A 12,328-nucleotide genomic window follows, 5' to 3' on the forward strand; every position below is an offset into this window, starting at 1 on the left:
TAAATTTTGTAATTTTTGAACCAAGGAACGTACCGCATATGACCTCGCTATTTGACCAGTAATGGTTAGCGGCCCACATCCACCGATTGGAATAATGACAAATCTTCTTATACACTGCCGGTGTTAGGAACACGATAACAGATGGAAAACGTCGCAGATCCCTCCACCCAAGTCAAACCGCAGTATAAAAGCGGGAAGGAGGTCATGGACGCCCAGTACGAGCGCGGGAAACGCGTGATCGAGAAGAACCCGTGGGCGAAGGAAGCCTTCAATCAGATCCTCGAGCGCTGCCCCCACGTCGTCGAGTTCGACGTCGTGCGCCTTTTCGACGGCAAGAGCCAATCGCACGAGGAGTTCATCATCGGCGCGGCCCTGTTCAAGGAATACAACGCGTTGAACCCGGTGAGCCTTCCCCGGGCAAAGCGGGTCATCCCCGTGTACCGACCTCCCCCGAAGGAGGTCCCGCAGGAACTGCCGCCACGCCCCGCACTCAAAGCCGGGCGCCAACCGCAGCCCCAGGTCAAGGTCAAAGCGATTGTCCAGAAGAAGGCCAAAGCCACCGTAAAACCGGCACGCTCCGCAGCCAAGGCCAAGAAGGCGAAGGCACACGCGCGAAAGGCGAAAGCGGTGCGTCCCAGGGCGCGCCCGGCCAAAGCCAAGGCGCCCGCAAAGGGCGCGAAGAAGGCCAAGGGAAAGCGCCGCTGATCAAGACTTCGAAAGGCCGGCGTAGGACTCCAGAGGACTTGCGTCGTCGAGGATCGAACCCCCTTGGTTCTTGATCCCCCTTGAGACCAGCCGGAACTCCGCTTCCTGGATGTTCCAGATGAAGACTGCCTGCTCGGCCGCTCTCGCCTCGACGAGGCGCCACTTCTCGTGGGCCGATTCTTGATCCCGAGCGGCGAGCGCCTCTTCGATCAATCGACCCATGGTGGGGTCATCGTAGCGGGCCGGTCCACCGTATGCCCCGTCCGCCGTGAACAGGGTGCTTGCGTAGGCGGCCGGGTGCGCATGCCCCGGATTCACCCCCATGAACGCAACCGCTACCTCGCCGCCGGCGATCATCGGCGCCAACAATTCGCTCGACACCTCCACCAGCGTCACCCGTATGCGTGGGTCGAGCGCTTCAAGCGATGCTTCCAGGATCGAAGCGCTCGCTTTCCTCGTGTCGCTTCCACCCGCATAATGGATCTTCACCTCGAATCCGGACGGGTGGCGCGAAGCGCGAAAGTGCGAGCGCGCCGCCTCCACATCCGTGGGCGTCGGCGCCAATGCCGCGTCATGCCCCAAGGCCCCCGTGGGGAAGGGGCCCGCAAGCCGAAGAACGCCGCCGCCGAGCACATCGGACACCACGCGAGAGTAGTCGAACGCCTGCGACCACGCGGTCCTCATCTCGACGTCGTCAAAGAAGGCGCAATCGGGGTCTCCGGTCACCGCGTCCCTTGGACACGCGTCCGTCTTTTCGATGTCGTGGCTCCACCAGACGAGCCCCACGGAAGGCCGCGGCCCGGAAACGAGCGCCGATCGGGCGAGGGTGGTCGCGCGAAGCCCCTTCGCCTCCGCCGGCGTGATCGCGGCGATGTCCGCATCGCCACTTTCGACGCGAAGGACCTTCGCGCCGGTCTCGGCCGCGATTTCGAACAGGATGTGGTCTACCCCTACGCCGCCTGCGCCGCGGTAGCCGGGGCTCTTCTCAAGGAGGATGTAGTCGCCAGGACTCCAGGTTTTGAGGGCGAACGGTCCGCTTCCGGCCCCGTTGACGTCGGCCCACGGGTCGCGCGTCTTCGGTGGGATGTCCCCGATGGCGGGCGGCGGCAAGCCGCCCGGCGTTGACGCGGCGCCCCAGAAACCCTCGCGTTCCGCGTGGGCGGCCTTGAAGGCCTGCAGGTCCACGATCGAGGCGACGGGCGTCGACAATTTGGAGAGGAACGCGGGATCGGCCTCGTCAAGGTTGAAACGGACGGTGTGATCGTCCACGACCTCGACGCCGCGCTCGGACAAGTAGGCCTGCCGGTCCTCCGCACGGTATCGCGAGGCAGAGAACACGTCGTAGCCGCGTATCGCGGAAAGGAGGTCCCGGTCCGAGACCGGGTCCCCCATGAGCACCGCGCGGTCGATGCTGAACTTCACGGCGCTCGCATTCAACGGGGACCCGTCGGAGAACCTTGCGTCGCGGCGAATGGCGACGGTGTAGGTGCGTCCGTCTTCGCTCACCGTGCCCTGCGTTTTCGACGGCACGGAGGCGGCAAGTTGCGAACGTACGAAGCCCGGCCGCGCGGGGTCGGGCGAAAAAAGCCGCTCATACGTCTGGCCGAGGATCGACGCTGCAGCCGATCCCGTGGCGAAGCCCGGGTCGATGGAAGCCGGTTCATGATCGGGGATCGCCACGACGACGCGTGGGTCGGTACGAGGCGGGCGCGGCGACCCTTTCTCCACGACGAGGATGCTAGCGCCCGCCACGTCGCTTCGGCCGTTCTCGGAAAACGCGGTCAAGAAGACGGTGTAGAGGCCTGGTTGCGAGAACGTCTTGTTGAAAAGGCCGCCGCTCGCCGCGTCGACGCTTATGCCATCGCGGATGACGAGCCAGTCGTGTCTCACGATGTCGGCGCGCGAACGCGCGTAGGGACTGTTCGTCGGTGTCAGGGGGCCGTTTTCTGTGAAGAAGGCGTTACGCACGTATCCGAAGGAATCGAGGCCGTTGAAGCGGACCGTCGAACCGGCCTCCACGACGTAGTCGGAGGCGGCGAGGCGCGCCCGAGGCGGCGAACCTTCGTTGAGGCCTGTCACGACCATCGGCGCCGGAAGGACACGGACAAGCAGCGGCGCCTCCGCCGTCGAATCGCCTTTCCCCGAGGCGTCGACGACGCGGAGGATCGTCATGAACGAACCGTGGGCCGGATACGCGTGCGTGACACGCGGCTCGAATGCGACGCCGCCGTCGCCGAACTCCCAAGTGTGGTTCGCGATCGGCCCTGCGGCGCCCACCGATACCGATGCATCGAATGTCACGCTCTCTCGCGCGGTCACGAGCGTTCTCGACGCGGAGGCCGACGCCTTCGGTGGGTCGGTCTCGACGGGCCCTGGCCCCGACGTGCACCCGGCGAGTGCGAGAGCCACGAGCATCGCGGCGGAAACGAATGGGAAAAGACGCGGTCGCATCCGTGGGCCTCGGTCGCGCTAGCGCGCGAGGCGCATTAAAGGTTGCTTCCCAGCGTTGCGCCTCCGTGCGGGGCCACATGTCCGTCGTCCCCGCTCACGCCTTCGAAAGCGTCGCAAGGACGTCGAGCAGGCGGTCGATGTCGGCTCGCGAGTTGTAATAGTGTGTGCTCGCGCGGACCTCGCCCCCGAATTTTCTCAACGCCCCGAGCTTCCTAGCGAGGGGAAGCGCACAGTGGTGACCGGCGCGTACACAGATGCCGGAGCCGTCGAGGACGCTCGCCACCTCCTGGCACGTGTACCCGTCCACGTTGAAGCTTGCAAGACCCGCGTGGTCCGCGCCGTCTCCGTACAGGGTGAGCCCTTCGATTTCTGATAGGCCCGCCGTGAGGCGGCTCGTGAGCTGTTTCCCATGGGCGCTGATCCGGTCGAGGCCGATGTCTTTGACCACGTACCGGGCGGCGCGGCCGAGTCCGATGAGTCCAGGGATGTTCGGGGTCCCCGCGTCGAAGCGTCGGCTCGCCATGTCGCCGCGTAGCCTGTGCGTCGTGGCCGTCACGTCGCGGATGATGCCGCCCCCGAGAAGCAGCGGCTCCATCTTCTCGAGAGTCTTTGCGACAGCGTAGAGGCCGCCGGTGCCCTTGGGGCCCATGGGGCCCTTGTGCCCGGAGAAGGCGTAGAAGTCGCAGTCGATGGACTTCACGTCGACCTCCATGTGGCCCGGGGCCTGGGAGCCGTCGACGAAGACGAGACATTCAGGGTTTCGCGATTTCACAAACCTGGTCATCCCGCGTACATCGTTGATGGCGCCGGTGACGTTCCCGACATGCTGCAAGACGACAAGACGCGTCCTCCTGGACACGGACGTGAGATCGGCGGCAACGAGGCCACGCACCGGCGCATCGACCTGCCGATAACGGGCGCCGACCTCCAGGGCGAGCCGCTGCCACGGTAGGATGTTGCTGTGATGGTCGAGGACCGTGCCGAGGACCTCGTCGCCGCGGCGCCACCTCATGATCGGTGGACCGGCGACAAGGCGCGTCCCGGAGCGCCGCGAACGAGGATGCCCCAACGCATAAGCGACGATGTTCGCGCCCTCCGTCATGTTCCTCGTGAAGACGAGTTCTTCCGGCGGGCAGTTGAGAAGAAGGCGCCCGGTGTCCTCCCGCGCCGCTTCGAACACGTCCGTCGCTCGACGCGAAAGAGCGTACGAACCCCGTTCGACGTTCACTCCGAACTCGTCGTAATACTCGCCCATCGCCTCGAGGACGGGTCGGGGAGCGAGGCTCGTCGCAGCGCTGTCGAGGTACGTCACCTTCGAGGCGAGCGGGACGTGGCGCCGGGCCTGCGACGGCGTAAGGGGCACATGGGGCCAAACGTCTCGCACGATAATATTTTCCGCCCGGACACGTTGGCGGGCTTCGTGGGCGTCTTGGCGACGACTCGCGACGCATTGGTCGCGATCGCGAACATACTGATCGTGAGCCTCGCGGTGGTGGCGCTACTCGGCACCGAAGGCCTGCGGGCCCTTCCATGGGACAGGCCGCTTCTCGACGCGTCGGTCCAACTCCTTGGCGGTACGTCGATATTCTTCTACTTGTGCGCGGTGGGCCTCTGGGCGTGGGAACGGAAGCTCAGAAAGGCCAGGAAAGAGGAACAACCCCCGAAGACTTGAACGGGCTTTGGCCACCCTGGGCCATAGGGGCGTCTCTAGACGGTCGCGAGCGTCGGCAGTCTCGGCCCATCCTTCTGGATCCAGACGCTCAAAGGCGTGCTCCCCGCGTACTCGGCGGGCGTCGTCGAAGTGTCCTTGAAGTTCATGAAGTACGCCCGGCCGTCGGGTCCTGCGGCCGCGCCCATCACGTGGGCGGAAGAGTGCGGGCCCTTGGCGACGGCGAGCGTCACGTCCACGAGGACCGGTCGCCCGTCGGGGCCAGCGAACACGTGACCCACGTACCAGTCACTCGTCGCGTTGTCATCCGCGTTCACCTGCGACCACGCGAGGAGTGCGCCGGCACCGGCCATGTTGCCGTCGACGTAGATGGACCGGACGGCCGTGCCGACGGGGAAGGTCGCGTTCTTGAAAGTCTGGCCCGCATCGAGGCTCACGGCCACGACGAAGTTGCCTTGTATGGGCTTGTCCCCGTCGGCCCTCGTGTTGTTACGCGCCGCGACGAAGAGCGTTCCGTCTTTGTCGAACGCCGTCCGGCCCCCGTTGGTCGTCCCGGCTCCCGCCGAGGTCACGGGGAAGACCTTCACGGTCTCGACATCGAAGATGTTGTCCTTGCTGCCGATGACGACGGTCAAGACCTGTTCTTCGCCGGACGCGACCATCTGCGGGACTGCGAAGCGTCCGTCCGCACGCATCGTCGGGACACCGGGGATCGAACCGCCCGTCGAGGCGCATGTGTTCCAGGTGGGCCCGTTCACGTCGAAGACCCCCACGGGTTGGGCGGGCGGAACGGCCATGACCCCGATCTGCATCGGGCCGCCGCCGGGGTTGTTCACGAGAAGGAGGCTCCCGGAAGCATAGGCCGCCCATGGCCGGTCGTTGAGGCTCGCCGGCTTGCAGCCCAGAGTGGAGGCGGCACGATCATAGGCGTACCGGTTGTCGTAGCATTGGCTGGCGCCGTTGTCGCACCAGCCCGTGACGGTGAAGCCGGCCGCGTAGATGTCGGCCATCCACGCCTGGCCATTGGCACCGGCGACGATGACGCCCTCGTCACCCGGCGGCGGTTGAGCGCCCTGGATGGGGGACTCCACGTTTGCGACGAAGGGAAGCTGCTTCCACGTCGCGCCGTTGTCATTGCTGAAGTACGCGGGCGTGCCCGTGGTCGCCGCCTCGATCACGTGCCCCGCGACGTAGATCGTCCCGGAGTCCGAGACCTCCATCGTAGGCTCGTAGAGGTCGTCGATGACGGCCTTCGCTGGCACGACGACCGATTGGGTGAAGGTCATCGCGTTCTCGATCGTGATGCTCGGAAGCGTCGGCAGTCCCGCGACGAGACTTGCGGCCGCGTCGACCTCCGCCTCCGACGGGGTGGTCTGGACGCAGCCCGCAAGAACCAGCATGGCCATCGCAAGAAGCGCGCTTCGGGCCTTCATGGGTAAAGAAGCGTTTTCTTCACCTGATAAGGTTTTGCGCACTGGCGTCGACCAACGGGGCCCGTTTAAGGCCCTCGCACGTCCGCCGTCACCTTTATATCAGAAAAGCGCTTCCCCGGCCTTACGTCCGGTGTTTTGCAGATGAAGGTCACAGAAACCTGCTCCTCGTGCGGAGTGCGCCTCATTGGCCAGGCTACGACGAGCTTCCTCTGCCCAAGCTGCGGCGACGGCAAGATCGGCCGCTGCGCCCAGTGCCGCGACCAATCGGTCGAATTCACTTGCGCCCACTGCGGCTTCGTGGGGCCGTGAACGCGTGGGCACCGTCATAGCGAACATCCGCATCATGCCCGCTGAAGCGGGGATGGACCTCGCCCCGATCAAGGCCGAGATCAAGAAAGTGATTCCCGCGGGCGTCGACCTAAAACGCATCGACGAGAAGCCCATCGCTTACGGCCTTGTTGCGTTGAACGTCATCGTCACGATGCCGGACGGACTACAGGGCGGCACCGACGCCATCGAGGCGGCGTTCTCGAAGATCTCGGACGTGCAGAGCGTCGAGACGACGGACGTAGGGCTCGTTTAGAGGGCGCCCTGCTTCCCGCGCACCCCGCGCGATTGGTGTTTTGTCCGTGTTTGTTCCGTTTCTGGCGGGAATGCGCCATTTTCGCCCAGCAAACTATTTAAGAATCCAGGCGGACTCGACGCCGAAGGCAATGGGAAAGCGCGCCCGGGTGTCATTCTCGATACTGACTCTCACGCTTGCGACGTTCGCCGGGTGCGTCGGGAACTCGACGCCGGTCACGACTCAAGGCGATCTCGGCGGTCTCGTCTCCGACATCGTGTCCCTCATCGGCGAGCCCATCCCCCAAGACCACGACCACGCGGATGACGCGCTTCACTCCGCGTCGTTCGGTCTGAGTCTCGCCGCCTACAATTCCGGCTATGGTTCAGGCGCTGTCGGCGACATGCAGGCCGGCGCGGGTGTGAACGAGCTTGCGATCCGCGGCGATTACCTTTTCCTCGTGCGCGGCGGCGGGTTGCCCGGCGTCGATCCGCGGACGAACCTCACGCGTGGCTTCGTCGGTGTCGACGAACTAGGGGGATTTTCAATCATCGACATCTCCGACCCGTTGGCGCCTCGCGTCATCGGCGAGTACAAGGCCACAAGCGGCGACGACATCGAAGTCTCCGCGGACGGCAACTGGGTGTTCCTCTCGACGCAGCGGAATCCATTGCAACGCCCGCAGACCTACACGGAGGATTCGGAAGGCAGCAAACCCCGGGGCATCTACATCGTGAACGTCACGGACAAGATGCATCCGACGTACGAGAACTTCATCCCGCAGCCATTGAACGGGCCCCACACGGTCACCTACTACGTGCAGGACGGCCGCCAACTCTTGATCAGCTGCACCTACGACCTCACGGGAAGCACCCTCAACTACGTCGGCGGCGAAGGGCTCCCCGGTATCCCTGCCGGAGAACAGATCCCAGAGAGTTACCCAGTGACGCAACGCGTCACCATCTACGAGTTCACCGAGCGCGCAGGCGAGAAGACGTTGGATGTGCTTTCCGTCTATCAGCGCACCGACTTGCAGCCCGACGGAAAATGGTACAGGCCGCACGACGCCGTCGTCGAACGGCATCCGTTGACGGGCCAGGACATCATGTACGTCGCCTACTGGGACCTTGGCGTCGTGCTCGTCGACATCAGCGACCCGCGCGCTCCGACGACCATCTCCAACTACGGCGACTTCGGCCCTTCGAAGATCGCCCAGATGCACCGCGCGGCTCCGTTCCCGGCCCTCATCAACGGCAAGCACGTGACCGTGGGGGAGCCGGAGATCGTGACCGCCGACGAGGCGGGCCAGATAACCCTCATCGACACGACGGACCCTGCGAATCCAAAGAAACTCGGGTTCTGGTCGATCCCCGGTGGCCTCGTCATCGACAGGCCGTTCATCTTCAGCCCCCACAACTTCGACCTCACGGCGGATGGAAAGATCGCGCTCGCCTACAACCACGGAGGAACGTGGCTCATCGACGCCTCGGGGGAGAACCTCACTAGTCCGAAGGCCATCGGATTCTACGTGCCTCACGTGCACCGGGAGAAGACCGGCTACTCGGCCGTGTGGGGCCAGTTCTTCAAGGGCGAATACCTCTACGTGAGCGATGGGAGGACGGGGCTACATGTCCTCAAGTACGGCGAGGCGTCCTGGGTCGGGGCACCGGCGGCCTGAGCCGGAGCCCGAAAAAAACCGATGGCTCGCGGAAGCCGGCCGTCAAGTCGCCCGGGCCTTGCGCCCGCGAACCCTTTAAGCCTCTGGCTTGCCCATGTCTTTTCGTGAAAGTGAAGGTCACGCTGGTCCGGCCTTTCCGCGACGCGGTCGGGAAGCCTGAGGTGACGCTCGAACTTGCCCAGGGCGGGCTCGTCCCGGCCCTTCGGAAACTCGCCGATGAGTATCCGGGCCTCGAAGAGCAGCTTTTCGAGAACGGTGCCCTGTCGCCGTACGTGAACATCTACCGCAACAACGTGGCCGTCGACGAGAGCCAGGCCGCGGCGTTGGTCCTCAAAGACGGCGACGAGCTCCTGTTCCTCCTCCCGCTCACCGGCGGCTAAACCGACAGAAGTCAAGTGTCCTTTCTTTTGCCCGTCGCGCTATGCAAGCGTATCTTCTTGCCAGCGATACTTTAATCTCCGTAGCATAATCTCCTGTGAAATCGAACATGCCAGAATCCGCGTCGCCGCCGGTTCCCGCCCTTGGAGCGTGGAAAGTCCCACTCGCGTTCCTTGCCGTGTACGTCATCTGGGGGTCCACGTACCTCGGGATCAAGGTCGCGATCGAGACGATCCCCCCGATGCTCATGGCGGGAGCGCGTTTCCTGGCGGCAGGCGCGATCCTCTACGCCTGGGCCCGGTCGCGCGGAGCCGCCAGACCCGTGCCCGCCCACTGGCTGAGCGCGTCGATCGTCGGCGGTCTCCTGCTCCTCGGCGGGAACGGCGCTCTCACGTGGGCCGAGCAGACCGTGCCGTCCGCGCTCGCCGCTCTCCTCGTCGCGGCCGTGCCGATCTGGATGGCGCTACTCAACTGGTGGTGGCCCGGGGCGCAGCGCCCGGGGAAAGCGACCATCGTGGGACTTCTCGTCGGCTTTCTCGGCGTCGCTCTCTTGATCGACTTCACCGGAGCGTCGACCGTCGGTCAAGCGCCGCTATTTGGCGCGCTCGTGATCCTTGGAGGAACGCTCGCGTGGGCCATGGGCTCGCTCTACTCGCGCTCCGCTAGACTTCCCTCGGACCCGATCCTCGCGATAGGGATGGAGATGCTCGCCGGCGGGGCGCTCCTCACGATGGCCGGAGCGGGGATGGGCGAGTTCTCCAGGGTGGATGTGGCCGCGATATCGTCGCGCTCGCTCTTGGCGTTCCTCTACCTCACGACGTTCGGTTCCATAATCGCGTTCACTTGCTACGTGTGGCTGCTTCGCGTGTCGACGCCGGCAAAGGTCTCGACGTACGCGTACGTCAACCCCGTGATCGCGCTCTTCCTCGGCTGGGCTTTGGCAAGCGAGGGGATAACGCCGCGCACCCTCGCCGCGGCGGCCGTCATCATCGTGGCGGTGGCGATAATCACGACGGGCGGCCGCACGGGCGGCGCCAAGGCCGTATGGCGCCGTTTCACGACGCGTAGTCAAAACGATCCGATGGCGGGCGGCAAATAGGCCTCCTGCGACCTGCCCGCTAGTGCGATGCCCTGGAAGCATCGCTTCGGGGACACGGCGGGGCACGGCGTCGGGAGAAGATAGGGTGGTTTCCCCGCGTCAAACAAGGCTTATATACTCTCAAGCGGAGTGGGAGCCGAGCACATTGAAGAGGGTCTTCGGAGGCGTCACGGTCGCGTTCTTGCTAGTCGTCGGTCCTCTTGCAATCGCGTTGCCGACTCCTGGCGTCAACGGCTCAAGCTTCGAGGCCGTGAGCGGCCGCATCTTCCCCGAGGCGTTGGCCACCAACGATTACATCGGCTACGAGGAGGCGGTCTCCGGCCTCAAGGAGCTCGAATCGCGTAGGCCCGATCTCATCGAGTTCAAAGTCCTCGGGAAATCCGTCGGTTGGGACAACGCGGTCACCGGGGCCCACGACACGTTCGACGTGTTCGCCGTCGAGGTGACCAACGAGAAGAGCCCTATCCCCCGCGAGAACAAGCTCGTGAACGTCTTCGTCCTCTCGATCCACGGGAACGAGAAGGGTGGGCGCGAAGGGGGACTGCGCGTCATCGAAGACCTCGCAACGGGAAAAGGCATCGCCGTCGAGGACCCGGCGCTCGTGAAGATGCTCGACTACCAACTCGACGTCTTCGTGTTCGGCAACCCCGACGGTTGGCGCCACGAGGAGGCCGATTACCGGGCGGATTGCCCTGCGTACTTCCCCATCCCGGTCGATCTCCCCAACGGAGACTGCGTCGAGGGAATGAATTTCGTCCGCGTGAACGGCAACGGCGTGGACCTGAACCGGCAATCGCCCACGTCGGGCTACATGTTCGAAGACTACAAGCCGCTGGGAGAGCCTGAGCCGCAGGCCTACCTTCCGTACCTCAAGGCGTTCCCGCGCGTGAATTTCGCGGTCGACATCCACGGGATGCTCACCGACGACCATTTCCTCCTCATTCTCTTGAAAGACGGCGAGAGGACGCCCCATGAGATGTTCGTGAACACGAAGCTCGCGCAGGCGACGAAGACGCGTCTCAACACGGACCCCACTTTCAAGGAGTGGACCGCGGTGCCAGACGACGCAGCACCGGAGGGGCTTCCCCGACCCGAGGCGCCCGTCGTCGGGCCCGTCTCGGCCGGCGCGGTCTGGGGCGGTGAATTCAGCCAATGGGCCGCGACCTACGACGGCATCGGTTACTCTGCGTCCGCGACGCTCGGCGCGTTCATCCTTCAGGACGTCGGGCTCAATGCGCCTGGTTTCCTCGTCGAGATGGCTTACAACCACATCATCGCAGACAACTATTACCCGGGCGCCGGCGCGAAGCTAAACGAGTACCACGTGCGGGCCGTGCGCGACATCGTCTGGACGTTCATGGACGAGGCCTCGAAGAAGGTCGTCTTGTCCGTCGACACGAAGGGCCAGCGTGTGGCATGGCTTGAGAGCCCGTACCTCGCGACGAGCGCCGACGATGACAAGGCCAAGTACGCGGGATGGCACAGGGAGAACGCGGCTGACGACGCCTTCGACATCGACCACCGCGACTTCGAGGCCCGGCCCGCAGACTACTTCGAGGACCTCGCTCCCTTCCTCAAGGACGGCGACAGACCAGCCGTCTTCGAGCCCCTACGGAACGCCCGCGAACTCGGCGAGAGGCTTCCCGACTTCGACTCGCTCGTCATATCCGGGTCCGCCAAGACCCAGGTGGAATCCTCGCCGGAAGCGCTCGCCGCCGTGAAGGCCTTCGTGCAAAAGGGTGGAAAACTGATCCTCACCGATGCCGCAATCGATCTCTTGGTCGATCTCGGCGTTCTTCCCGAGGGAAGCATCCTCCCCGAAGTGGGCTACGCCGGTTATACCAACATCGTGGAGAGGCAGCACCCGCTCGTCTCCAACCTACCGGGGTTCCCGAAACAGACGTATGATGCGAATCCCCTCGGTTTCGCGCCGGGCACCTCGCCCATCTGGACGATCGACCCGAACGCGACGGCGAAGGCGGGGATAACCGTCATCGGCACAAGCGAGAAGGGGACGAACCTTGGGACCGTGAAGCTCGGCGCAGGCGAGATCGATTTCATCGGAGCGCTTCTCCCTGACCCCACGGAGGACAATTATCACCCGTACGGGCTCGACAGTTACGCCGTGACGAGCGCGGGAAACCAGATCCTCTTCAACATGCTGGGCTACGAGTACATCTTCGAGGAGCCCCCGGTCGTCGCCGAGGACCTTGGTCGCACGATAGACGTGGCTGGAGAAGCGGGCCTCTCCCCCGAAGGAGGGGAGTCGCCCACGCGTGTTCCCGGTTTCGAAGCGGTCGCCGTGATCGGTGCGCTTCTTGGCGGTATCCTCATCCGGCGGAGGCGATAGGCG

11 protein-coding genes are annotated in these 12,328 nt (G+C 64.6%); 8 read left to right on the forward strand and 3 right to left on the reverse strand.

The features are described from left to right. Positions 1–141: 141 nt before the first annotated feature. Positions 142–705, forward strand: coding sequence for a hypothetical protein (locus HY556_08835; GenBank protein MBI4393883.1), 564 nt, complete (start codon positions 142–144; stop codon positions 703–705). Here HY556_08835 and HY556_08840 read toward each other — a convergent pair whose 3' ends face one another. Both HY556_08840 and HY556_08845 read right to left on the reverse strand, forming a co-directional pair. Continuing rightward, a complete protein-coding gene (locus tag HY556_08840; protein MBI4393884.1) occupies positions 706–3,156 on the reverse strand; it encodes a PKD domain-containing protein in 2,451 nt (816 codons plus the stop codon). It abuts the gene before it with no gap. A 94-nt stretch (positions 3,157–3,250) separates the two neighbouring features. After that, positions 3,251–4,519 carry a cysteine desulfurase gene (locus HY556_08845; protein MBI4393885.1) on the reverse strand — a complete coding sequence of 423 codons (1,269 nt, stop codon included), beginning with the start codon at positions 4,517–4,519 and terminating at the stop codon, positions 3,251–3,253. A 57-nt stretch (positions 4,520–4,576) separates the two neighbouring features. Here HY556_08845 and HY556_08850 point away from each other — a divergent pair, with 57 nt between their 5' ends. After that, complete coding sequence (locus HY556_08850) at positions 4,577–4,828, forward strand: hypothetical protein (GenBank protein MBI4393886.1); 252 nt, start codon at positions 4,577–4,579, stop codon at positions 4,826–4,828. A gap of 35 nt (positions 4,829–4,863) precedes the next feature. Here the strand turns inward: HY556_08850 and HY556_08855 are convergent, their stop codons facing one another. Further along, positions 4,864–6,258: a hypothetical protein gene (locus HY556_08855; protein ID MBI4393887.1), complete on the reverse strand. Its 1,395-nt coding sequence runs from the start codon at positions 6,256–6,258 to the stop codon at positions 4,864–4,866. Positions 6,259–6,399: 141 nt separating this feature from the next. Between HY556_08855 and HY556_08860 the strand changes: the two genes are divergently transcribed. From HY556_08860 to HY556_08885, 6 genes are all read left to right on the forward strand, one after another. Beyond that, a complete protein-coding gene (locus HY556_08860) occupies positions 6,400–6,567 on the forward strand; it encodes a DUF1610 domain-containing protein (GenBank protein MBI4393888.1) in 168 nt (55 codons plus the stop codon). Between the two features lie 4 nt (positions 6,568–6,571). Continuing rightward, positions 6,572–6,841, forward strand: a complete 270-nt coding sequence (locus HY556_08865) for an elongation factor 1-beta (GenBank protein MBI4393889.1) — start codon at positions 6,572–6,574, stop codon at positions 6,839–6,841. Positions 6,842–6,971: 130 nt separating this feature from the next. Then, positions 6,972–8,498 carry a hypothetical protein gene (locus HY556_08870; protein MBI4393890.1) on the forward strand — a complete coding sequence of 509 codons (1,527 nt, stop codon included), beginning with the start codon at positions 6,972–6,974 and terminating at the stop codon, positions 8,496–8,498. Between the two features lie 104 nt (positions 8,499–8,602). Beyond that, positions 8,603–8,878, forward strand: a complete 276-nt coding sequence (locus HY556_08875) for a MoaD/ThiS family protein (protein ID MBI4393891.1) — start codon at positions 8,603–8,605, stop codon at positions 8,876–8,878. Between the two features lie 107 nt (positions 8,879–8,985). Further along, positions 8,986–9,975, forward strand: a complete 990-nt coding sequence (locus HY556_08880) for an EamA family transporter (protein MBI4393892.1) — start codon at positions 8,986–8,988, stop codon at positions 9,973–9,975. Between the two features lie 145 nt (positions 9,976–10,120). Then, positions 10,121–12,325: a hypothetical protein gene (locus HY556_08885; GenBank protein ID MBI4393893.1), complete on the forward strand. Its 2,205-nt coding sequence runs from the start codon at positions 10,121–10,123 to the stop codon at positions 12,323–12,325. Positions 12,326–12,328 lie beyond the last annotated feature (3 nt).

Source organism: Euryarchaeota archaeon (assembly GCA_016207515.1).
GTDB lineage: Archaea > Thermoplasmatota > SW-10-69-26 > JACQPN01 > JACQPN01 > JACQPN01.